We start from the raw sequence: 23,535 nt of genomic DNA on the forward strand, positions 1-23,535 counted from the left end.
TTTAAAAACTAAGCTTAGAGAGGGAGCTCATAGCTTCGTTTAGTTGCTGTATATCCTCGTTTATGCCTAGGTCTTGCCCAGACTTTTTCATAACGTCGTTTAAGTTGATCAACAGTTCCCTCTCGTCTCTAAAGCCCACGGTAGAAAGGTAGCTCACTATGCCTATGCTCTCCTCCTTGACCTTTGGGTTGCTTACTTGGGAGATGTTCTCCATTATAATCATAGCCCCTTGGATTAAGCTCTTCCTGACCCTCCTTATCCTCCTTAACAGCCTGGTTGCCCTCTCGTAGTCTGGCCTATTTATGGCAATCAAGTTCTCAATCTCTTGTAGGTAGAGCGAATGATCCTCTACGTACTGCTCAAAGTCCTTGAGCACCTTGAGGACCTTAACCTCGTTCTCGTTCACTGTATTACCCTCAGAGTGACAGTGCTATTGTCCTCTAAACCCAGCTTTACCATGTCGTTTGGGTTTGCCCAGACCTCGATCTCCGGTAACCCCTCCTGAGTTATAGTACTTAACTCCAGCCTTTTGCCCTTTACCGATATTTCCACCTTCCCCTTAACGCCTATGTCCTTTGCCAACTTCACGGAAATTATAAGCGTTCCTTCCTCTACTTCTCCCTTCTTCCTAATCTTCACCCTCTTCTCCTTCAATGGGGCCTTCTTTTCGCCCTTCAAGGCAGAGGCTGGGGGAACTACGTTAACTAGGGCCTTTATGTTAACCTTCTCCTTCTCTTCTTTTTCGCTCAACTACCCTCACCTGCTTTTTCGATAGGCTCTCCACTAAATAGTTTCTCCAAAGCGGTAGTTAACTTTTCCTCTTTAACTCTAACCTGCTTCCACGTGTCCCTATCCCTTATAGTAACCGTGCTGTCCTCTAAGGTCTGCGGGTCCACAGTCACAGCATAAGGCACTCCTATCTCATCCACTCTAGCATATCTCCTCCCTATGCTCCCCGAATCGTCGTAGACCGCGTCGAACTTCTCCTTAACCTTCAAGTAAATCTCCTTTGCCTTTTTCACCAAATTTTCTCTCTCAAGTAGGGGAAATACTGCAACTTCGTAGGGGGCTACCTCCCTGGGGAGGGAAAGGACTATCCTGCCCTTCTTTTCGCTGTAAGCGTTGAGGACGCTCAAGAAAAAGCACCTCTCCACTCCAAAGGAAGGTTCAACTACGTGTGGAATGAACCTCTTCCCAGTCTCCTTCTCTTCCCTCTCAGTCACTACGACGTAATCTGAGACCTTCTTTCCGTCTATGGTGAAACCAGTAGCGAGTATCTGCTCTATTTCCTCTGGCGACTTGTTGGCCACCTTAGTCATGAACTCCTTCACGAACTCCTTGCTCTCGTTGTTCAACTTGTCCTTGTTTATTATCACGGCCTTTCTCTTCACAGCCCTAGGCTCAAGGTACTTCTTGAACACAGAGAGGTCCTGACCACTGAACCTGGCGTGCCTACTTAAGTCGTAGTCTCCCCTATATGCATGCCCAGATATCTCCACCCTCTCCCCCTTTACTACTGCTATTTGGTCAAAGGTCTGCCTTGAGTAGTGTGCCCTCTCCTGTGGAAGCTTCTCCTCGAAAAACGTGTTGGAGATTCCAAGGGCCTTTACAAACCTGTTGGCTGTTGCCATCCAATATGCCATCCAAGGGTTTACCACCACCTTTTCGCCCACTAGCTCCTTTACCTTGAACTTGGTGACCTTCTCCTCCCCCTTGGCCTTGTCCTCTGCTCTCCATATGTTGATTTCATCCTCCTCGAACCTGTACAATGGCACTTCGTCGTCTTCTGGGTCGAAGAAGAACTCTACTTCCATGATGGTGAACTCCCTCATCCTTATCAGCCCTTGCCTTGGGGATATCTCATTCCTCGCCACTCTCCCAACTTGGGCTATGCCCAGCGGTAGCCTCTCCCTACTTACCTCGTAGACCTTTCTGAAGGAAGTGAACATCCCCTGCGCCGTTTCGGGCCTAAGGAAACCAGTGCTACCACTGTAGGGACCAATGTTGGTAGAGAAGAGGAGGTTAAACGCTCTAACATCTCCCAGATCCCCTCCACAAGAGGGACATTTGACGTTCTTCTCCTTTATTAGTTGGTTAAGTTCAGAGATAGATAGTCTCTCCACGTTTACCTTCAGTACGTCCTCTACTAAGTGATCCGCCCTGTAGATCCTGTGACACTTAGTGCACTCTACTATAGGGTCAGTAAAATTGTCTACGTGGCCGCTAGCTTCAAGCACCTTGTAAGGCGTTATAATCGGAGTCTCTACCTCTACCACGAACTCCTTGTTGTCCTCCACAAAGTACTTTCTCCATAAGTTCACTATCTTGTTCTTTATCCTAACCCCAATAGGTCCTATGTCGTAGAGCCCCCCTACTCCGCCATATATCTCGTACGAGGGCCAGAAGAGCCCCCTCCTCTTTGCCAGTTCTATTACTTTCTCTACTTCGCTCACAAGCCTCTATGAGTGAAGCCAAACTTATAAATTTCTTCAGCCCGAATAGTTGCATGGACGACGCACGGCTTCTTTACTTAAATGAGACGTTGAGGAAGTTCGCTGGCTTTTCCAAAGCTAACTCTCCCTTTGTGATCTTGGGTATACCAATGGACGTGACCAGCAGCTTTAGGCCCGGAAGCAGGTTTGCCCCTAGCTCCATTAGAGAGGTAGCCCAATACATCGAGTTCTTCTCCATTAGGACAGGGGTGGACATGGGAGAAATCGGCTTCAACGACGCAGGTGACGTAATTCTCCACCCCTCAGACGTTGAGGAGAACGTGAGGAGGATCTCAGAGGTCGCGAGCTACTTTAAGGACAGGGGAAAGGTGCTAATAACCATAGGCGGAGAGCACACGGTGACGGTAGGGACCACGAAGGGAGTGGACGCTGACTGCGTCCTCAGCTTTGACGCTCACCTCGACCTCAGGGACGAATACATGGGCTACAAGTACGACCACGCCTGCGTGATGAGAAGGATAAGCGAGAGGGGGGTGAAGGTCTTTGAGGTCGGTACTAGGGCGGTAGGCAGGGACGAAATAGAGTACGCAAACTCCGCCGGAATACCGTTCATGACCTCGCACCAAGTGAAGCTAGTCGGGCCTAGGGAAGTGGCTAAAAAGGTCTCAACGCACTTCAAGGAATGTAAGAGGATATACGTAACGTACGATATGGACGGAATTGACCCAGCATTTGCTCCCGGAGTTGCGACTCCAGAGCCTGAGGGCCTAGACCCATCAACGGTGCTCGACATAGTTAGCCTGGTTGTTGACAAAAGGGTTGTCGGGTTTGACGTGGTGGAGGTCTCTCCTCCCTACGACCCCTCTGGGATAACCTCAGTGCTGGGAGCAAAGCTAATAATGGAAACCGCAGCCCTAATAGCTAAGGCGTCTAAACAGCCTTAATTACCTTGACTGTTGGCCTCCTTATCATGTATATTATGTTATAACCGCAGTAGGGACACCTCACTCCGGGGAGGACCTTAAGCTTCTCTTCGTCGAAGGTCTTCCAACATCTACCACATCTGTATTTGTCCGCCATGGTAATATACACTCCGTTTTCATGTTTTAAAGCTAATTCTAATAGAAAAGCTCAAAAAGGGGTTGTCACAGAAAGTATTATTGGCAATATGACAGATAACTTGTGTGGAGGACTTCCACCAGAAATATGTGAGCAGTTAAACAAAGAAGAACAATTTATTAAGGTAAAATTAGAAAAAAGGAGATACGGTAAAGAGGTAACTGTGATAGAAGGGATCTCTGACTCAGATGCGGAATTAAAAAAGATTGCCTCGGAACTCAAGTCCAGGTTAGCCGCAGGAGGTACAGTGAAAAACGGCAGGATAGAAATACAAGGCGATCACAGGGAGAAGGTAAAGGAGCTACTAGTTAAGCTAGGCTTCCCAGAGAGCAATATAGTTGTGATAGAGTAAAACACTGAGCTGGAAAACTAAGAACAATTTTAAAAAAGTGAAAGATTTTAAGGTTATTGATTCTGGATAGGTATCTTCAATTCTTGGGTTAACTCCTTGTACCTGTTCCTTACAGTAACTTCCGTCACTCCAGCTACTTGGGCTATCTCTTTCTGAGTCCTCCTCTCGTCGTTGAGGAGGGCAGCGATGTAGATCGCGGCTGCGGCAAGCCCAGCTGGATCTTTTCCGGCCGTGAGGCCCACGTTCTTTCCCTTCTCAAGGATCTCAGCTGCTAGCTTCATGGTGGCCCCGCTTAAGCCCAAAAGTGAGCCGATCCTGGTGACGTAGTCCTTGGGGTCTGACACTGGAACCTCCACGTCGAGTTCCCTCAACAACAGCCTATAGCACCTAGCGACCTCCTTCCTGTTAGCTTTGGTGTACTGGGCTATCTCGTCCAACGTCCTAGCTATCTTCATCCTCCTACACGAGGCATATATGGATGCGGCTACGACGCTCTCTATGGACCTTCCCCTCACTAGGCCCTTCTCTACCGCCTTCCTGTAAATCAGTGCAGCCTCGTCCTTGACGGACTTAGGGAGGCCAAGGAGATTGCCTATCCTCTCGAGCTCGTTCATGGCTTGGGCTAGGTTCCTGTCTATGGAGGACTGTATCCTTGCCCTTACTTGCCACTTCCTCCACCTAAGTACCTCCAGCCTCCTCTTTGGGTCTAAGTTTCTGCCTATGGCATCCTTGTCCTTCCAGTCAATCAGCGTCGAGAGACCTCTGTCGTGGATGGTGTTGTTTAAGGGTCCTCCTACCCTACTCCTTTTCTCTTTTTCCTCAGGGGTAAAGGCCCTCCACTCTGGGCCTTGGTCGACGATCCTGTCCTCTATTACCTCTCCTGTCTCAGTACATATGTACTCGCCTCTGTCTGCGTCGAAAACTATTTTATCCGGAGGACAGATTGACGTATTGGACTTAGAATCCTGTTCGTTAACCACCTGACTCACCCGATCTAAAAGAAGGGTTCAACAGACGAAACCCTTATAAATCTTTCTTTTTTCTCTCTTATAAATCTTTCTATAAGTTTTTAAAGGATTTCCACTTAAATCTCTCGACAAATAGAAAGTATTGGAGTAAGGGTTATGTAGAGGAACCTCTCGAGAACGTGTAGGTTCTGATCGTTACTGGCAATGCCTTTCGATAGGACAGCTTGGAAATAATTGCAACGCCAACGTGGGCTTTTGCCACATTTCAATTTTTACATAAGCCTTGATGACAATCAATGTTTTTAGCTGTACGTCCTCCAAAAGCGTGCAAGAGACATAAGACTTTCTCAAAAGGACAAGGAATATTCGGTGGAGGTGCGCGTTTTTCCAGTCTAGAAGATCAAGGGGGCAGTATTAGGGAACCTTACATCAGCCATTTAAACGAAGTTGTGATGTTCTAACTGACTTCCTCCCCGCCATGCGAGGGTTCCCCTCATCGATTCGTGTCTACATCTCTCATTTGAGGGGCAGTCGAGAGGCTCAGAGAACCCCTCCCATAAAGATTCATAATTGCAATAACATCCCTATCATTCTCATAACCACGACTTTCACATTTAAAATACCTATGAGAAACCTCAATCATTTAATTACCACACTTAGGACAATGAGTAGAAGAATGATGAGGATCAACATAAATAACACTCAAACCACTCTTCCTAGCCTCCCAACCAATCCAATACTGAATACGAGAATACTGCATCAAATACAACCTATCCCTAAACCTTTTACGCAAATCCTCAAGAAAAATAGCATCACCCGTTAATTTAGCAACATCAACGACCCACTTACCAATTTTGCTGAGTCCTCCAAAATATTCCTAGCCTTTCTATGATAAGACCTGCTCAATATCCTATCATTCTCCCTCCATCTTCTATTGTATTTCTTCTGCAAACCCTCAGTCAATTCCATAAAATGGCGAGCATCGTCCAAACGAGTCGAAATCCTAACATAACTTATGTCACCCTTGCCAACAACAACTTCTCCCATGTTTACGTCTACAGCAACACCGTCCTCTTTGTAGTCCTTGAGTTGCCTTCAAAAATACTTTACCATTCCTTAAAACCAACCTAGCCTAATCTCCCAATCCTTGTAAAACGATAGATTCCTAGGATATCCTAGAATTGGCAATTCACCTACGTCCCTAACCTTCATATCGTCAAGGTTTAGCTTAAATGAGATCCTAGGAGTTAAAACTGACGCTCTTCTTACCCTAGGATACCTACCGCGCTTGGGATTCTTCAACCAACCCTTGTATACTATTGCGTCACGGTAGCAATCTTGAGCCAAGGGTGAAGGCTAAACCTCTCTTTTAACAACTCATAGGTAGCGTTGTGGACTTTCCTTAATCCATTTTCTTTATTCTCTTTAAGCCACGAGAGGACGTATCTCAACCCTTTCTCGTAATTTGAAGGGCAAGTAGGGGAGGGTGGGGGGAATCACAAGGCTAATTGTGGCCACGATTCCTTTCCCCTTCTTGCTAGCTCCCCTACTCACAAAATTGAGAAAGAGGGAAATGATTTTTAAACTTTGTTATTCTCACGTAGACGAAAATTTTCTTATCATTCCTTTTTACATCCCGCCCTGCGAGGCTTTCATTATTTTGTAACTCTCCTCTTGGAAGACTTTAATATAAGCAATTACACCGGAGATTGTCTTGAACGCCAGCCTCCCGTAACTGTGTAGCTCGACGCTGACGTGGGCTAGCCCACTGGCCTTTTCGACTACCTTGTAGTGGTGTCTAGGGAGGACTGCAATGAGCCTTTCGTGTTGCGAAGAGACTTTCCTAAGGAACGGTACTAAAAGCTCTGAGAACTCCTCCTTTTCCGCCTCGCTCATCTTAGCAGGAGGATAATCGTAGGAGTTAAAGGGGTAGCACTCCTCCAACTCCTTTGGTACGAGTAACATGGGCTCAGAGACAGAATACACTTGAACCTTCTCTTCTAGCCCGTACTTCTTGAGTAGTGCATACGCTAGTCTGTGGGTGGCCGAACGGCTGTAGGGCTTCACTGAGGTGCAAGGTAAGAACATTGCGACAGCTTTGTCGCTCTTCCACGTCGTCAAGAAGTACTCGTGCCACGCTTTTACGACGGGGTGCTTAAACAAGTCCACTCCGTTGACCTTGATCACGGGGTCTCTAGTCGACGGTAAGTAGCTATAGAGCCTTTCGCAAGCAGAGCTCATTTACCTCCTCCTCTGGGTCTTCCAACTCTTTAGAGTACGCGATTAAGGGGTTATCTCCCTCATATTCCGAGCGCAACAGTACCCAAGCATTGACCAAAGCCCTCCCCTTCCAGTGGTCCAACTTGGGAGTAAATGGGAACCTTGTCCTTTCCAGAAAGGAAAGCAACGCCTCTACCTCGTCATGAGTGGCCCTCTTAGCCTTCCACACTATCTTCTTGTCACCCACGTACCTCTCGCCTAGGCCAGGGATTAACACCATGCCGTGTATTGCCTTTATTCGATAAGTCGACGTGTCTACGCTGTCCGCGTCGTAGAATAACTTCCTCATGAAGGGCGAGCCTGCGCCTAGGACGTGTATTCTTCCTTTCCACTCATTTCTCAATAGCCTGTATGTCGCTATAGCTAGCTTCTTCCCTCCACCTCCATTCAACGAGGGCGGGATTATTCCCCCAAAGGCTACTGTATCTGTATATTGGGAGTAAAAATCTATAGCTTTTCTAATTGACTCAACGTCGTAAGCGTGGATTACGGGTATTACCCTCTTTTCTAGTCTAGAGTATAAGTATTCAAAGTGTTTAAAGTTTAGGTTAGACGGTTTTTTACAAGGAGAAGAGGGTATGTCGAGGCTCATGTAGTAATGGGCATCAAGCATCTTATATTTTTCGACGACACTGTCAAGATTTACAGAAATGCCTTTAACCATTATCTGATATCCACCAGAGTCCACCCATGTCTCGTTACTCCAAGAAATGCTATTCCAATTTAATTGGTTTATCATTAATGGAGTGTTAAATTCCCAAACAGGAACCCTTGTATCGGGGATACCTAGTATTACCTTCATTGCTAATTAGCCTGGTAATACTCTCGTCATAAATCCTTAGTCATACATAATACCATGGTTAAATATGTATAAAATAACGCACTAACATGTGAGAGAGAAGAGCTAAAGTTAGTGCTGATGCGTTTCCCCGTCCCATACTTTAAGCCCAACAAACTCGACCTTCAGGCAAACAACCCGTCATCACATCTCAGGTAAGGTCGAATTCCACATCGGCAAGTCTATTAGCAAAAAAGGTTATAAGTCTTGTATATTCGGCAACGTGGGACTTCCTTTATTTTCGTCTTTCATACCATGAAGGCACTATCTCAATTCCTTTTCCTGCTTTTAGTGCTACCTTCAATTGCTTCCTCATATTCACTTCACGTAAACATCCACGGAAGCGGAATTACGGTAATGATAGAGGAAGGGGATAACGTAATAACAGCGAGCAGAAACGAAACAGTGGAAGTCCAAAACGGAACAGTCTACGTCATAGCTTACACCACCCAACTTGGATACCAAGTCGAGATAAACGGAAACACCACGTACGAGACGCAAATAAATCCAAACACTACCAATTACGTTAATGTTTCACTAGTCCCTATCTTCTCGTACGTTAACATTACAATTGATGGTAACGGCGAGGTGATAGTTAAGTTCGACAACGGTTCATCTGAAATGGTCAGAAACTCAAGCTTAGTCAAAGTTATCCAGGGGACTTCGCTCTCCCTAACCCCCATACCAGGAAAGGGCTACTCGTTCTATTCTTGGTCTAACTTGTCTTCCATGTCTCCCATGTGGATTATCGCCTTTGGAAACCAGTCAATAATCGCAGTATTCGTAAAGGACAACGGATCCTCGTTTTCGTTACCCAAGTACGACGTAATGGGCTTTGGATTCCTAGGCTTGTTCGGCGCAATCTACTTGTTAAACAGAAAGAAAACATGATATATTTTTGAACTTATATTCCTGCATTTATCGTATTATATATGAATAAGTTAGCTAACAGCAAGAGCGCTTTTCTAAGGGGGTCGGCTAATCATCCCATAGACTGGTTCCCTTGGGGAGAGGAGGCCTTTGAGAAGGCGAAGAGGGAAAACAAGCCCATCCTTGTTGACGTGGGGGCAGCATGGTGCCACTGGTGCCACGTGATGGACAAGAGCTACGAGGATCCGGAGGTCGTTAAAATAGTTAACGAGAACTTCGTGGCTATCAAAGTGGACAGAGACGAGATGCCAGACCTAGACAGGACCCTCCAGAACTTGGTTTACTCGATAACCGGGGAGTCGGGCTGGCCCCTGACCGTGTTCATGACACCAGACAAAAAGGTGTTTTTCGGCGGTACGTATTTCCCTCCGGAGGACTCCTATGGTAGGATCGGACTGAAGAGGTTACTTAGGGAAATACTGAGGGCGTGGAACCAAAAGATGAGAAAAATAGAGTCCTCCTCCATTTACATCGCAAATTTGCAGACCCCCTTGCAGGGCAATGAAAAGGTGGACGTGGACGTCGTAGCTTCAACTTATTCCGCAATTGTCGGAGCTTACGACATCGAGTACGGTGGTATAGGAACCTCAGCTAAGTTTCCTCACCCCAAGATAGACCAGTTCCTTTTTGCGTATACGGCTTGGACAGGCGAGGATCTAGGGAGGAAGCTGGCGTCCTTCACCCTAAGTAGGATGTACTACAGAGGTCTGTTCGACCAGGCAGGAGGCGGGTTCCATAGGTACACAGTAGACAGGGAATGGACCACTCCACACTTTGAGAAATTACTAATAGATAACGCAGAATTAATTTACGACTACTTCAACGGGTACATTGCGACTGGAGATGCTGTGACGAAAGACGCTCTTGGCCTCACAGTCCAGTTCCTTTTGAGAGATCTCATGAGAGAGGGCAGTTTTGCAAACAGCATCGACGCAGATAGCGACGGCATTGAGGGAGGATACTACACTTGGACGGAGAAAGAGATGGACGAGGCACTAGGAGAGGAAAGCAGATACTACAAAAAGGTGTTTGGGATTTTCGAGCCAGGGGGAGAAGTAGAGGGGAGGAAAGTGCTCAAGTTAACTTACGAGATAGGGGAGATAGCAAGGAGCACTGGCTCGTCCCCTGAACAGATTATCATGAGATTACGGACGGTGAGGGAAAAGCTCAGGGAGTACCGGGACAGGACCAGGAGAAGGCCATTCGTAGACGAAAACGCCTATACTCATCCAAACTGCGTCGCCGCTGAGTCATTACTTTATGCATCCTTAATAACTGGAAAGGGAAGAGAAGAGGCTCTAGCCGTAGTCGACAAACTGGGAAAGAAAGCGAGTAGAAGGCTAGACGGCGGTGACGATGGCCTTCTCGAGGACTACGCATCAGCTCTAAACGCGTTAATTGCCGCATATGAGGTGACCTCAGACCGCAAGTACCTTCAGAGGGCCCTTGACGTGTACCAAGAGCTTAGCTCCTTTGAGGTAAACGGAAAGTTTGTGGACTCCTTAGGCAATATACCCAAGTACGACATGCCAAACGAGTCTCCGGTGTCCTCTGCGTTACGGGGGATATACAAACTAGAGCTACTCGGTTACGCCCAAGTTGGCAATAAACTAGACGTGATCTCAGGATCTGAGGACTTTACCTTCCTAGCTGGGTTGGTAAATACTTTAGGCGCATACTTGAAGGGTGGGGCTCACGTAGTAGTTGTTGACGAGAAAGACGGAAAGGCTGATGAACTGCACAGAGAAGCCCTACTTCTCTACTACCCATTCAAGGTAGTCGAGAGGGTGTCAGTGGACCACAAGGACGAGGTGAGCTCCACTGTAAGGTCCATGATAAACGAGGGAAAGGGAAGGAGCAGGGCCTTTGTATGCGTGGGGAATACTTGTAGCCTTCCAGTTACAGACGGAGAAAAAGTAAAAGCGCTGTTACGCACAAAATTAACGTGAGAGCGATGAGACTAAAGGGAGAAAATGTTCTGGTGATTGGAGTAAGCAAGGGTTTGGGTTACGCGTTAGCGTACTTCTTGGTTAGAGAAGGGGCAAACGTAATAGTAAACTCAGGAAACGTAGAGAAGCTAAAAGAGATAACCAACACGCTCAGCAAGTACGGTAACGTAAAGTACGTTGATGGTAGAATAGTAGACAAGGAGAGTGCACGTAACGTGATAGAGAGGGCTTATAAGGAGTTCGGGAACTTGGACGGGCTAGCTGTGCTCATAGGCGGCTACGTGGAGGACGACGTGCACAGCTTAAAGGGACTCGACGAGATGATAAACAACCACATAAAGTACCCGCTTTACGTGGCCTCAGAGGCCGTGAGGTTCATGAACCCTGGCTCAGCCATTGTTCTGGTGTCTGCCATAAGGGGAATAGACAAGGCGTTGCCAAACCAACTCTCCTATTCAATAGCTAAGGCTGGACTGGCCAAGGCAGTGGAAGTACTGGCTACGGAACTGGTGAAGAAGGAAATAAGGGTTGTTGGAATAGCTCCAAGCTGGATAGACGGGGAGTTTGAACCGGATAGGAATTGGAGGAAGTTGAGGAAACTAGGTGATCCAAAGGCACCTCCAGAGGACTTTGCCAGAGTAATAGTCTGGCTAATGACTGAGGAGTCCCAGTGGGTCAATGGAGTGGTAATACCAGTAGATGGGGGTGCAAGGCTATTGTGAACTCCGACACTCTAAAAGAAAGCGTAGGAGAACTATGGGAGAAGTACGTCAAGCACGATTTTGTTAAAAGGATGAAAGATGGCTCCCTGCCGCTAGAGAACTTCAGATATTACCTCATCCAGGACTCCAAATACGTTAGGGTAATGCTCAAAAGCCTCTTAAACGCTTCATCAAAGGGACCTATAGACCAGGTCTCTAAAATCATACTTAAAGTATTCCAAACCACGGACAAGGGAAGCGAGGTCCATTCCTTTTTATTGAGCCAGCTCAAGGTAACCGAGAAGGAGATCCAAGATACTGGCTACTCGTTAGTTAACTACGCTTACACTAGGCACTTGTTTTATCACTCTAACTTGGGCTGGAAGCAGTTTCTCGTAGCGTGGACTCCGTGCATGTGGGGGTACATGGAGGTGGGGGAATACGTCCTCGGTTCCCCAAACCCCCTGTACAATAAGTGGGCGGAGTTCTATTCCTCTCCACACTACAGAACGAGGGTTGAAGCCATTCTTGATGCTCTAAACTTGATAGATCTAGATGAGGGCCTCTTCAAGGTGTTTATGGACAGCGTCAATTTCGAGATAATGTTCTGGGACTCTTCCATGAGAATGGATCCTACGCCTTTCCACGGCGACTAGTTAATCCCATGTTTTTATTAGCTTTCTTTTCGCTTTTCTAAGTTTGATGGGACAGATGCAGTGGATAAAGGAGATGAGCTTCACCTTCAAGTGCGACCTCAACTCAATAACGTTTAGGTGTAACACCGGTTCCAACATACTTGAGCTAGAGTGGAGGGACAACAAGTTAAACGTCAGCCTCTTTAGCCCTACGCAAAGGGTAAACTACAGTTCTGGAAGGCTGTTTGACATGCACAACCTCTCTGTGAAGAGGGGTAAGGAGGCAGAGGACTTCCTGCGGGAGGTCTTTGCCCAGCTATCGAAGGAAATCCAGGAAGGGGCAGAAGAGCTAAAAAGCACGTACGACCTTCCTGTAGCAATCATAAAGGAATTCGCAAGGGACATGTGCAACTTCGAGTTTAGACCGTCAAAGTTCTTCGACATAGGCATCAAAGAGCTGGAAATAGAGCTAAATAAGGAGTTCCTGAAGGACAGACCGGGTCTATACTCTGAAAGAAAGCTAAAGTTACTGATAAGAAAGGAGGACAACGTCTGCTTGAAGGTGGTGTTCTGGTTGGAATCCAGGAGGAAGGAGACACTCTATTCCCCAGACTGCGTTAACTACCAGGACGTTACATCCGAGGATATATCGAACTCGTTGAGGTCCTTAAACGAGTACGTGACGGAGATAAGGAATTTCGTGATCAACAGTTAAAATCTTCTGAGCTAATGAGAAGTTAAGTGATGAGGTTCCACCCCATATGAGCGGTGAAATTGACCTCGATCTCTGACTACTCGTTGCTTCGGTATGCTCAGATTTTATTTACCTATAGAAGAAAAAGTATATGACATAATGATGAGGTCGAGCACTACATGAGCTATGATGAGAGGACCACCTCTGAAGCTGTTATAGAAATCAACTTCAACTTGTACGCCTTTAGGGAATCCGTTTCCAATTACCAAGTGGACTATCAAGGTGGATGGATCGTACTTAAGGGAAAGGAGGGAGAATACCTCAGTAGGGAGTTTGATAACTACGCTGTACTAGTGTACCCAGTTAACGCTCCAGAAGACCTCCTTGAGGCCTTATCCGTTAAAAACGAGAAAATAGATAAGTTCAGGGAGGTTCTATACAAGCCAAGGTATTGGAGGGAGTCGGTAACAATCCACTTGGTGAAGGATAAGCTAGTAACGGGGACCGACATAGAGCTGGTTCCGTTCAACGGAGTTGACCTCGTAAACGACATATTGAGGACAGAAGGTGCAGAATTCAAGACCATTGACGACAACCTAGCAATCTCGGTTGCAGTGGAAAGGCCGTTGACTGCCCAGAATTTAGGGAAGGCGCTATACAAGTTGTCGGTCTGCCTATCGTTATATTTCAGGATCAAAGAGGCACAAGAGGACATCGCACTAAAGATAGCACAAGAAGCGCTCTCAGAACTTCAGTGAGATCTTAGCTCCACGTAAACGGCAATAACTATGGACGAGAATATTAAAATTGCCCCTAGGAGTATTGCCCCAAACACAGCGTATAGTGAGTCGTTGAGCTTGTATATGCCAACTACCGTACCGTTGTTAGATGGCTGCACATCTAGGGAAACAACAGTACTTGTCGGCACTACGATAAAGTTTTGGCCAACGGTGTAGACATCACCGCCCTCTACGTTCAAGTCTGCTGGAGATTGAACCTCTAACGCTATCGAGTGGGAAACAGTTAGTTCTGTGTTGAGGTGATGGTTAGGAGATAGAGTTATTTTGTAGTTGTTGTTTCCCAACGCAATGTCCCCAACAATTACGCTAGCTAATAGTACTATTATCCCTGCGACGAAGAGGTTCTTGCTTATCTTCATCATCTTTCGCTTCTCCATATTACTCATCTTTATTGTGTTAGCAAATTTATTTTTCTATAAGTCTTAACGTTAATCAGTCCACTTTCAACTGCTCTCTAAACAACAGAAGTTAACGTCGGCTAGGATAGAAACCTCTTCATATAGAAAACGTCCACATCCATAAACTTAGCTTATTAATGCCTACACAGATGACACCCAAATGCTATGGCTAGTGATGACCACGGGTAAATGCAACTTAGTTTGCGACTATTGTGGAGGCTCTTTTCCTAAGGACGTAGTTCCTTGGAAAATCGGGTACAACATTGAAAAGTTAAAGAAGTTGATAGAGTTGGATCCAGAAGCTACAGTCATTTTCTACGGTGGCGAACCCCTGAATAACCCCAAGCTCATCATGAACTTTATCGATAGGGTAAGGGCTAAGAGGATAGGGATCCAGACAAACGGAACCTTGGTAAAGCTTTTGCCACAAAAATATTGGAAGAAGATCAACGTAGCCCTTATGTCAATTGACGGGAGGCCAGAAATAACCGACAAGCATAGGGGTAAAAACATCTATAAAGTTGTCACAGAGAACACAAGGTTACTGAAGTCCTTGGGCGTTGAGATAATAGCCAGGATGACAGTTACGGAGGACACTGACATTTACGAGGACGTCACACACCTCTTAAGCCTAGGAATATTTGACAAGGTTCACTGGCAACTCAACGTTGTGTGGACTGAGAGGTGGAACGTCGAAAAGTGGGCCAAAGAGAGCTATCTACCGGGAATTAAGAAGCTCGTGGAGCTGTTTGTGGACAACGTGCGGAGGGGAAAAGTTGTCAAGATCATACCGATCTTAGGGGTGATCTCTGCCCATTACTTTGAGGGCTATAGAGGGTCTCCTTGCGGTGCTGGTTACAAGTCTGTGACTGTCACCCCTGAAGGGAGAATATTGTCCTGTCCCATCGCAGTCAGGGAAAAATGGGCAGAGCTAGGGACTGTGGATGGGTTTAAGCTCCTCGAGGACCCGCTTCCTGAAGAGTGTAAGACGTGTGAGTTCAAGAGGTATTGTGGTGGTAGATGTCTATACGCCTCAAAGGAGAAGTACTGGGGGGAAGAAGGGTTCAAGGTGGTAGATCAAATTACCAAGGAGTACCTAAGGATAGTGCTCTCCTCCATCCCTGAAATAGACGACGCAATCAAGAAGGGCGCAATTAGGCTGAGCGACCTCAAGTACGACCCGACGATGGACTCTACGGAGGTTATACCATAAGGGAACATGAGAAGATATAATTCCCTCGAGTAAGTTTATATTGTGACTGAGACTTTCTTTAACTCAATTGCTGAAAAGTGGATAAAAGAGTTCGAGAACGCCTTTGAGGCCAACGTAGATAGCAGACAGAAGTTCCTCGTTACTGTGGCCTTCCCTTATACGAATAGCCCTTTTCACATAGGCCATGGAAGGACTTACGTAACTGCTGACATATACGCTAGGTATATGAGGATGAAGGGGTACAACGTCTTATTCCCGTTGGGGTTCCAGTTTACCGGTACTCCTATCCTTTCCATTTCTGAGGCGCTGAAGAGAGGAGATAAGGACATAGTCAAGGAATTCATGGAGGTCTACAGGATCCCCCAAGAGAAGCTTAAAGAGCTTGAGGACCCTTTGAAGCTGGCGGAATACTTCAGGGAGGACATGAAGAAGACGGCTAAGAGGTTTGGGTTAAGCATAGATTGGAGGAGGGAGTTCACCACCGTAGATAGGGGTTTTGAGAAGTTCGTCCAATGGCAGTTAAAGACGCTCAGGAATAAGGGATACCTTGTAACTTCCACAGAGGCCGTAGGTTATTGCCCCAACGACGGTTTCCCAGTGGGCATGCACGACACTAGGGGCGACGTTGAGCCAGAGATAGTGAGCGAAGACGTAATACTCTTCGAGGACGGAGAACTAGTGTTCCCAGTTGTGACCTCGCGCCCTGAAACCGTCTTTGGCGCGACTGCCATCATGATCAACCCTGAAAGCAAGTACGTTGTCGCCATAAAGGGCAACCTGAAGTGGGTAGTGTCTAAGGAAGCGTACGATAAGCTCAAGTACCAAGTACCCTTCGGAGGGGTAAAAGAGATCGACAAGGCCAAACTGCTATCCGCAAGCCCTATGAACCCAGTGACAAGAGAAAGGTTAAAGGTAATTGAGAGCAAGTACGTAGAGCCAAAGGTAGGTACTGGCGTTGTAATGGCTGTTCCAGCTCACGAGCCCCTCCACTTTTTGAGGTACTTAGAGGAAGGAGAAGAGGTAAGGCCCAGGACGGTCATAATCTCAAGCGAGTACGAGGGAATCCCAGCGGAGGAAGTGGTCTCCCTAGCTGGTACTAGGAACCCGAGCGAGTTAAAGGATTACATAGAGACGTTGTATAGGACAGAGTACTACAAGGGCGTTATGGCGTCAGACCTCGAGGATCACGTGCCCGACTATCTTAAGCAGTTCGTAAAGGAGGAGATCTCTGGAAGGCCCGTTAAGGACGCTAGAGATAAGGTTATCGAGCTCTTAAAGAAGATCAACGCGCACGACACCGTCTACGAGATCTCCAACGCCCCAGTTTACTGTAGGTGTGGGGCGGAAATAGTGGTCAAGGTTATACCTAACCAGCTCTTCATAAATTACGAGGATCCAGCGTGGAAGTCCATTGCTCTGAAGTCCCTTGATAAGATAAGGTTCGTGCCTAAGGACGTGAGGAGCGACTTTGAAAAGGTAATTTTTTCCATGGGGAAAAGGGCATGCTCGAGGTCTAGAGGGCTAGGGGCTAGGATCCCCTGGGACGAGAGCCAAATAGTGGACAGTTTAAGCGACTCCACAATTTACACAGCCTTCTACACAATTTCTCACCTGTTACCCAAGGATAGCGAGAGGCTCGACGACGACTTTTGGAACTACGTGGTTCTAGGCGAGGGGGACAAAAGCTTTGTAGCCAAAAAGACTGGGATAAGCGAGGAACTGCTTACAAAGATGAGAGAGGAGTTCGAGTATTGGTACCCGGTAGATTCTAGGCACAGTGGAAGGGACCTCGTTAGAAACCACTTACCCTATTACATTTACAACCACGTGGCAATATTTGGCGAGAAGTATCTCCCTAGGCTTATCGTGGTCAACGGCTTTGTAAGGGTGGGAGGCAAAAAGATGAGCAAGAGCTTCGGCAACGTCTATCCCTTGGAGAAGGCCATGGACGAGTACGGCCCAGATCCAGTTAGATTAGCATTAGCGACAAGCTCGGAAATTTCCGAGGACGTTGATTTCAGGCAAGACGTCCTAAATTCGATTTACCTCCAGTTAAAGAAGATATACGATGTGGTGTCCCGCGTGGGTTCGATAAGCACGGACAGCGCGATGAGAAAGGAGGACTTGTGGTTCTCGTCCATTGTGAGTTTCAAGATAAGGGAGGCAAACAGACTAATGGATAACTTGGAATTCAGAAAGGCCTATAATATTGTCCTTTACGAGCTCTACGACCTCTTCAGGGATTACATAGAGATTAGGGAAAGGCCAAACAAGGATGTCGTGACCAAGTTCGTGGACGCGTGGATAAAACTACTGTCTCCTGGTGCACCTTTCACCGCTGAGGAGCTCTGGCACCAATATCACTCCTCTCTAGTCGCCAAGGAGAACTTCCCGTCAGGGGACGAGTTCACAGTGGACACCTATGCTCTACTGCAGTTCGAGTACGTAAGGTTCGTGATAAGCTACGTAAAGCAACTTGAAGAGGAGGTGAACAAGAAACCAGAGAGAATAGTCATTTACGTGGCTAAGCCAGAACAGCTTGAAGATTTTAGGACTGTGCTCAACGCGATAAGATCCCACAAGGAACTACCGGAGTCAGAGTACTTCCTCAGAATCCGTAACAACTTGTCAAAGATCCCCACGCTCATTAAGGAGTTAGCTCTGACCACCGACCTCGACGAGTTTGAAGCCATAGCCGAGAACACAATGTTCATGTTAAACCAGCTCGACGTGGACGAGATAAGGGTATACTACTACGACGACCCGAACGCCCCTGACATAAAGGGGAAGAAGAGTTACGCCCTACCTCTCCTGCCCTCAATAGTGCTCCTTTAGGGGAGTTACTTGAAGGTTCTAAACTCCAGATACCTCTACAACGACATAAGGTCGATGATCAATAACGCCACTTCCGAGATCCTAATAGTGACTGACGAACTGTCCCACGGCTTCGCAGAAGAACTTGAAAGAAAGGCGATCAGTGGGGTTAAAATGAAGGTCATGAGCTCCGACACGGAATGGGTAAGGTGGCTGGAAAATAGATTCAAGTCTTACGGGTTAGATGAAGAGAAAAGGCTTGAAGAGGACGTAAAGGAAATTTCCAGCGCACTCACGTTATATAAAAGGATCCCTTTTCTAGTGTTAACTGCTTTTTTGGCGCTAATCGTTGTGGAACTAGTCCGTGTTCTTGAACTAGATTTACTTCTGGAGGCTACTTTAGTCACAGGAGTTGTAGCCACAGCCTTTTCCTCTGTTTACTTCAGAAGGAAAAGCAAGGAGTTAGAGTACGAGATCTCGTTAAAGCAACAGGAACTTGAGAACGTAAGGGCTAAAATAGAGGATTCTAGGAAGAGGCTTTCCAAGTACCTTAGTGTGGTCGAACTGTCTACCAAGGTAAATTTCTCTCTGATTATGGCAGACGACAAGGTCATAGTCACTTCCATGTCCCTAAAATACGACGAAAAGGAGAGTAAAAATCTAGATTTCGTCGAGGAGGTCTCAGGAGATTTCGTAAAAAGTTTAGTTGAGAAGTTAGCCCCTGGCTAACCTAGAGTAAGCCTTCAACAGCTCTAAGCCTTGCAATATGCCTTTTTCAGCCTCTGGTAGCTTATTCTCTTTGAAGAACTTCTCCACTTCCTCTTCCCTGCCTACGCCTATTATGGGTATTATAGTAGATAGCGTCCTACCCAAGATCCCAGTACCTTGGTATATCCTCCTAACGAACTGCAAGTTGGTCTTCAGCCATATCCACACTGAGTCCCTCACTTCTGGGTAAGTAATGGAGTAGCGTATTGCCGTAAGTACGTCCTGCTTCTTTATCTCGTTTGTCAACGCTAGGCTTAACGCGTTAAGTATAAGGTAGTTCTTTTTGAACGACAGCAAGCCCTTGAGATAAGTCAACTTATCCTCGTCGAATTTGGACTGCCGATACTTCGATAGTAGGACGTCAAAACCTCTATCTTCGTTTACTACAGCATATGCCTCAACTACTGCATCCCTTAAGTTAGGATCTACGTTTTCAAGGTTGCTGAAATCGCGCGACAGCTTGCTTGCATAATCCTCGTCCATCCTAACGAGGTTCTCCGAAAGGACGCCGTAAGTCATCTTATTTAATGGATCCTCAGAGCCCGCGAAGTTGCCTACGACGCTCCGGTGGAACTCAAGGGCAAGTTTTCCAAACTTGCTCGGGTTTATCGTAAACAACGTGAACAACTGAGCAGCTATTTCCGTTGCCGGCAGATAGTTCCTCTCTTCCATCTCCCTCTCAACAATCTTAGCGTAACTTGTGTAGTCTATCATTCCAGCCAACAGGAAGTTGAAGTAATCATCTACCATCCCAAACCTCTCCATGTGGTTCGGATTGGAGTTCCAGAAGACCTCAAGGTCGCTGTAGTATACCCTATAGAAGCCCGTCCTGTCTAAGTTGAGCTTCAGCGACCTGACTTCCTCCCCTGCGTCAATTACCATTTCTCCCTTGTCGAACAGGGTAGATACCACCTTTCCGTTAACGTGAATGGTCAAGGGCACTGGGTAAACTCTGTCCTCAAGCCCAGAGATGGTAAACCTCTTTTGCGTCATGCGGATTTTCTTGCCCACCACTTCTACCTTAACTACTGGGTAACCCTCAGTAGTCAACCACGCGGGCATTATGCTGGAGACGGGCTTCCCTGAGGCTTTCTCTAGGCTGTTCCAAAGATCTCTGCCTTCAGCGTTAGAGAACTTGAACTCTTCAAGGTATTTGGCTATCCCCTGCCGGAAGTCCTCCTTTCCTATGTACGCTTCTATCATCCTCAATATACTAGCCCCCTTGCCGTAGCTGATGTCGTCAAATATCTGTTCTATTTCGGACACCGACTTCACTTCTACCTCAATTGGATGCGTAATGCGTAAGGAGTCCTTTAGCATAGCCCCAGACGTCTCGTCTGAGATAAATTGGCCCCAGAAGTCCCACTGTGGAAACACCGAGTCCACGGCCTTGTAGCTCATAAACGTAGCGAAGCTCTCGTTAAGCCATAGGTCGTTCCACCACTTCATTGTGACGAGGTCTCCAAACCACTGGTGCGCTAGCTCGTGGGCTATGACCTCTGCCACCCTTCTGATCTGCCTAAAGGAGGACTTCTCATCAGCCAATAGAGCAGTCTCTCTGAACGTTATGGCACCCCAGTTCTCCATGGCGCCGAAGGCGAATTCGGGAACGGCTATTAGGTGAACTTTGGGCAACACGTACTTTATCCCGAAGTAGCCTTCGTAAAACTTGATGAACTTCACCGCTAGGTCTGCTGGCATTTTAGCTTTTGATATCTTTCCTGGAACTGTGGCAACTATTACCTTTGGAGTGGAATCAACAGCGTACTCCTCGAACTTTCCTATTCCCAGGTAGAGAAGGTAGGTTGACATCTTAGGCGTCTTGGCGAACTCTACTACCTTCTTGTTTCCTTCTTCCCTTACGCTTTCGATAGGCATGTTTGAAATAACGTCTAGGTCCTTTGCGACCTTCACCGCTAGTTTGAACTCGGCCTTATACGCTGGATAGTCCACGCATGGAATGAACTTCCTGGCATGAGACGACTCGAACTGCGTGGTAATCAGATAAGAACTATCGTAGGGAGCCTTGTAGATGCCAACTAGATCGTCCTTTACTCTACCCTCAAACTCCACCTCTAAGGTTCCGGAAAACTTCCCCGTTTTGACTACGAGCTTGTTCTCCTTGACCTCGTATTTTACCTCCTTTCCGTTGACCATCACTGAGGTGACCTTTAGACCCTCTAGGTCAAGTTCTACAAGGTCTTCAGTCTCAACGCTGATCTTTTCGTGTCCTTTATAATCTAGATCGTCGAAATCTAGAAAAATTTCGTACGACTTAACGTCCATGAAGTTTAAACTGAAACTTAATTTAAAAATCTACTTTCTCCTTCTATCAAGTATGGAAATAACGGTCTATTACAAGGGAAACCAGATCGAAATAAAGGACAAGATCGTAACCCTTATGGGAGGTACTGCTAGGTACGAGATAGGAAGGGCGGTATATTACGTGCTAAAGGCGCTTTATTCCATTCCAAGACTGTATGGCAGTCCTCCTAAAGGCGATGTCATAGACTCCTGGAAGAACTCCTTTGAAAGGGAGATGTCTAGGCTTATTACTTCGGAGATAGAGGTGGAGAAAATAGTGTTTCCTGAAGCTACAATAAGAGTTGAATTTAAGAAACTCGCTGTGAACGTGGCCCTAAACCAGAGGCAGTTCTCAGTTAACGTTGAGCTGAAGGAGAGACTCAACGCGGAAAACTCCCTCGCCGGTCTGATCAAGGTGGACTCCTTTTACTTCGATTCGATTGAGAAGGTAAGGCCATTTGTCGTCCTCGGCAATAGGTCAGGGCTAATCGCTGCGTTCAATAGGTTTCTGATCTTGAGGAACGAAGGAGCACCAGGGATACCTAAGACTTTGGGGGTTATCTCTGAGTTCGTAAACTCTATAGTGTTAATGGAAGGAAGCGTTTACGACTTCTACGGGAGGAAGATAACTACTAGTCCAGAGGGTCTAGTACTCGACGGGAGTCTCCTATACAACGCTGACCCAGAGACTCTCAGCCTATTCCCGCTGAAGTTCCTCTTGGAGGGCTCTAAGGGTTTCTTTGTAATAGAAGACCCTGAGGCAAACTTGAGCAAGGAGAATAAGGAAAAGGTAAAGGAGTTGATCCTAGGTAATCCTTCCACTTTCCTTATATCAACCAACGACGAAGACTTCGCACTAGGCAAGGTGTTTAGGGTACCTCAGTCTTGAGGATCCCATAGATGGCGTCTACTAGTACACTCTTCGTGGACTCTATATCCCCCCTAATTCTCACCCTTAGACACTTGTTGCAAGTGATACATAATACCTTAATATAGCTGTCCTCCCTCGATAGCTCAAAGACGTAAGAGAGATCGAGAAGTTTTACCTCTATTGTTTCTTTCCCCCTGGTTGCTCCTTTTACCACTTTATTACTCACAACTAAACTTGCTGCCTTTTTGAGGTCAATCTCTTTAAGCGCCTCAACGTAGTCTCTTGAAAGCAAGAACGCCTCAAAGGACATTCTGAGGCAGAGGTCCTTGTTCCTTTCTACCTCCATACATGCCGTAAAAACGCTACATCTGCCTGATGACTGAGGGAAAAGGAAGTGACCTAAGGAAAGTTGAGCAGAGGAATAGAGGGTCTCTTCCTTGCACTTCACGTTAAGGTTAACTCGCTTTTTCGCCACGTATAGTTCTCCTAGCTCTCTTCCCCCGGCAAGCACCTTCCCTCCGATTAGCTTAACCTTAGTAACGTCACGCCTGGGCGTTACGTTAAACTCCTCTTCTAATTTTAGGGAGAAGCCCTTTACGGAGTTGAGTTGCTCCGTGTCGTATCCCTTAAAGTCCCTCTGACTTAACTTGTAAAAGCCGAGCTCCCCTAGTCTTACCTTCTCCCATTCCTCGTAGAGCTTGGTAGTGTTGGTCAAGTCCACTAAAACCCCTCCCCATAGCTTGTTCCTCAAGTAAAGGTAAGCCGGCATGGTAGTTATTTCCCTGCTTAATATCACCCTATTGTCCTTTACTTCCCTTAGATCCGTAACTGCCTTAATCCCGTAGTGCCTAAGCATGTCCCTTTCCTTGGAGTTAGGTGCCACAACGGTGAACCCGCCGAACCTTTCGTAAATTTCCTTTACCTTCTCCACCCTTTCCTTAAATGCCCTGCTCTGAGGCAAGCGTCTACTCGCGGAGTACCTTATCACCTTAAACGAAGGCAGGTACTTTTCCCTTATCAAGTCCTCTGAATAGTAAACCCTAAGTAGTTTGTTTCTGAGGACAAGTGCCCTACTAGGTGCCTCCACGATGCACACCGCGTTCCTCGGGAGCCTAAAGTGGCTCATCTCAAGCAAGTAGGACAAATCTACCACGTATTTCTTGCTCCCTCCTACAAAATCTCTGGAAACCCTAAGTGAGCCCTTGGCTGACTCTAGTTCCGGGTCTCTCGTTACTAAAATGAAATCCTCGTCGAGCTCTTTAAACAGGTGATACCAAACGTCAAAGCTCAACCCCGGCAACACGACAACTCCTCTGTTAGCCTTTCGTATGATGGAGGAAACTTCCCTCACTATCTTTTTCATTGAGCTCAAATTGAGCTAGGAATTATAAAGCTCAGCTAATTAACCTTCGCGATTTAACTAAAAAAGTTGTGGAGATATTTTTGAA

General features: G+C 46.6%; 22 protein-coding genes and 1 pseudogene. 12 read left to right on the plus strand and 11 right to left on the minus strand.

The window, feature by feature from the left end; all coding sequences use genetic code 11:
* Window position 1: 1 nt before the first annotated feature.
* Genes MPF33_08655 through glyS form a run of 3 tightly spaced genes read right to left on the minus strand, consistent with a single transcriptional unit; the run spans window position 2 to window position 2,453 of the window.
* A complete protein-coding gene (locus MPF33_08655) occupies window positions 2-406 on the minus strand; it encodes a hypothetical protein (protein ID MCI2415291.1) in 405 nt (134 codons plus the stop codon).
* The gene (locus MPF33_08660) at window positions 403-750 is read right to left on the minus strand and encodes a hypothetical protein (protein MCI2415292.1); all 348 of its coding nucleotides are present in this window, start codon (window positions 748-750) and stop codon (window positions 403-405) included. Before MPF33_08660 ends, MPF33_08655 begins: the two co-directional genes overlap by 4 nt.
* Window positions 747-2,453, minus strand: coding sequence for a glycine--tRNA ligase (gene glyS / locus MPF33_08665; protein ID MCI2415293.1), 1,707 nt, complete (start codon window positions 2,451-2,453; stop codon window positions 747-749). Before glyS ends, MPF33_08660 begins: the two co-directional genes overlap by 4 nt.
* Window positions 2,454-2,506: 53 nt before the next feature.
* On the opposite strand from glyS, the gene speB reads away from it, so the two are divergent.
* Window positions 2,507-3,397, plus strand: a complete 891-nt coding sequence (gene speB, locus MPF33_08670; GenBank protein ID MCI2415294.1) for an agmatinase — start codon at window positions 2,507-2,509, stop codon at window positions 3,395-3,397.
* Here speB and MPF33_08675 read toward each other — a convergent pair.
* Window positions 3,384-3,533: a DNA-directed RNA polymerase subunit P gene (locus MPF33_08675; protein ID MCI2415295.1), complete on the minus strand. Its 150-nt coding sequence runs from the start codon at window positions 3,531-3,533 to the stop codon at window positions 3,384-3,386. The genes speB and MPF33_08675 overlap by 14 nt on opposite strands.
* Before the next feature lie 88 nt (window positions 3,534-3,621).
* Here MPF33_08675 and yciH point away from each other — a divergent pair, with 88 nt between their 5' ends.
* Window positions 3,622-3,924 carry a stress response translation initiation inhibitor YciH gene (yciH, locus tag MPF33_08680; protein ID MCI2415296.1) on the plus strand — a complete coding sequence of 101 codons (303 nt, stop codon included), beginning with the start codon at window positions 3,622-3,624 and terminating at the stop codon, window positions 3,922-3,924.
* A 53-nt stretch (window positions 3,925-3,977) separates the two neighbouring features.
* Here yciH and MPF33_08685 read toward each other — a convergent pair whose 3' ends face one another.
* The 4 genes and pseudogenes from MPF33_08685 to MPF33_08700 all read right to left on the minus strand — a co-directional run bounded on the left by MPF33_08685 (window position 3,978) and on the right by MPF33_08700 (window position 7,860).
* Window positions 3,978-4,904, minus strand: a complete 927-nt coding sequence (locus MPF33_08685; GenBank protein MCI2415297.1) for a transcription initiation factor IIB — start codon at window positions 4,902-4,904, stop codon at window positions 3,978-3,980.
* A 481-nt stretch (window positions 4,905-5,385) separates the two neighbouring features.
* A pseudogene (locus MPF33_08690) lies at window positions 5,386-6,413 on the minus strand (zinc ribbon domain-containing protein).
* 108 nt (window positions 6,414-6,521) lie between these two features.
* A complete protein-coding gene (locus tag MPF33_08695; protein ID MCI2415298.1) occupies window positions 6,522-7,133 on the minus strand; it encodes a DUF5591 domain-containing protein in 612 nt (203 codons plus the stop codon).
* Window positions 7,105-7,860: a hypothetical protein gene (locus MPF33_08700; protein MCI2415299.1), complete on the minus strand. Its 756-nt coding sequence runs from the start codon at window positions 7,858-7,860 to the stop codon at window positions 7,105-7,107. The genes MPF33_08695 and MPF33_08700 overlap by 29 nt, the downstream gene beginning before the upstream one ends.
* A 405-nt stretch (window positions 7,861-8,265) precedes the next feature.
* Between MPF33_08700 and MPF33_08705 the strand changes: the two genes are divergently transcribed.
* From MPF33_08705 to MPF33_08730, 6 genes are all read left to right on the plus strand, one after another.
* Window positions 8,266-8,901, plus strand: a complete 636-nt coding sequence (locus MPF33_08705; protein MCI2415300.1) for a hypothetical protein — start codon at window positions 8,266-8,268, stop codon at window positions 8,899-8,901.
* A 41-nt stretch (window positions 8,902-8,942) separates the two neighbouring features.
* Entirely contained in the window at window positions 8,943-10,889 is a 1,947-nt protein-coding gene (locus MPF33_08710) for a thioredoxin domain-containing protein (protein MCI2415301.1), read from the plus strand.
* 5 nt (window positions 10,890-10,894) lie between these two features.
* Window positions 10,895-11,611 (plus strand): SDR family NAD(P)-dependent oxidoreductase, encoded by a 717-nt coding sequence (locus tag MPF33_08715; protein ID MCI2415302.1) that lies wholly within the window; start codon window positions 10,895-10,897, stop codon window positions 11,609-11,611.
* On the plus strand, window positions 11,605-12,246 hold the full coding sequence (locus tag MPF33_08720; protein ID MCI2415303.1) for a TenA family protein: 642 nt from the start codon (window positions 11,605-11,607) through the stop codon (window positions 12,244-12,246). Before MPF33_08715 ends, MPF33_08720 begins: the two co-directional genes overlap by 7 nt.
* Window positions 12,247-12,292: 46 nt before the next feature.
* A complete protein-coding gene (locus MPF33_08725) occupies window positions 12,293-12,940 on the plus strand; it encodes a hypothetical protein (protein MCI2415304.1) in 648 nt (215 codons plus the stop codon).
* A 158-nt stretch (window positions 12,941-13,098) separates the two neighbouring features.
* Complete coding sequence (locus MPF33_08730) at window positions 13,099-13,677, plus strand: hypothetical protein (protein ID MCI2415305.1); 579 nt, start codon at window positions 13,099-13,101, stop codon at window positions 13,675-13,677.
* Here the strand turns inward: MPF33_08730 and MPF33_08735 are convergent.
* A complete protein-coding gene (locus tag MPF33_08735; GenBank protein MCI2415306.1) occupies window positions 13,671-14,096 on the minus strand; it encodes a hypothetical protein in 426 nt (141 codons plus the stop codon). The two genes, MPF33_08730 and MPF33_08735, sit on opposite strands and share 7 nt — an antisense overlap.
* 181 nt (window positions 14,097-14,277) lie before the next feature.
* On the opposite strand from MPF33_08735, the gene MPF33_08740 reads away from it, so the two are divergent.
* The 3 genes from MPF33_08740 to MPF33_08750 are packed head-to-tail and all read left to right on the plus strand — an operon-like array spanning window position 14,278 to window position 18,873.
* Window positions 14,278-15,330, plus strand: coding sequence for a TIGR04084 family radical SAM/SPASM domain-containing protein (locus tag MPF33_08740; GenBank protein ID MCI2415307.1), 1,053 nt, complete (start codon window positions 14,278-14,280; stop codon window positions 15,328-15,330).
* Between the two features lie 42 nt (window positions 15,331-15,372).
* A complete protein-coding gene (gene leuS / locus MPF33_08745; protein ID MCI2415308.1) occupies window positions 15,373-18,165 on the plus strand; it encodes a leucine--tRNA ligase in 2,793 nt (930 codons plus the stop codon).
* A 9-nt stretch (window positions 18,166-18,174) separates the two neighbouring features.
* Complete coding sequence (locus MPF33_08750; protein ID MCI2415309.1) at window positions 18,175-18,873, plus strand: hypothetical protein; 699 nt, start codon at window positions 18,175-18,177, stop codon at window positions 18,871-18,873.
* Here MPF33_08750 and MPF33_08755 read toward each other — a convergent pair.
* Window positions 18,859-21,198 carry a M1 family metallopeptidase gene (locus MPF33_08755; protein ID MCI2415310.1) on the minus strand — a complete coding sequence of 780 codons (2,340 nt, stop codon included), beginning with the start codon at window positions 21,196-21,198 and terminating at the stop codon, window positions 18,859-18,861. The two genes, MPF33_08750 and MPF33_08755, sit on opposite strands and share 15 nt — an antisense overlap.
* Window positions 21,199-21,250: 52 nt before the next feature.
* Here MPF33_08755 and MPF33_08760 point away from each other — a divergent pair, with 52 nt between their 5' ends.
* The gene (locus MPF33_08760) at window positions 21,251-22,105 is read left to right on the plus strand and encodes a hypothetical protein (GenBank protein ID MCI2415311.1); all 855 of its coding nucleotides are present in this window, start codon (window positions 21,251-21,253) and stop codon (window positions 22,103-22,105) included.
* Here MPF33_08760 and MPF33_08765 read toward each other — a convergent pair.
* On the minus strand, window positions 22,086-23,450 hold the full coding sequence (locus tag MPF33_08765) for a hypothetical protein (protein ID MCI2415312.1): 1,365 nt from the start codon (window positions 23,448-23,450) through the stop codon (window positions 22,086-22,088). The two genes, MPF33_08760 and MPF33_08765, sit on opposite strands and share 20 nt — an antisense overlap.
* Between the last annotated feature and the right edge of the window lie 85 nt (window positions 23,451-23,535).

The organism is Candidatus Aramenus sp. CH1, from assembly GCA_022678445.1.
Taxonomy (GTDB): Archaea; Thermoproteota; Thermoprotei_A; order Sulfolobales; family Sulfolobaceae; genus Aramenus.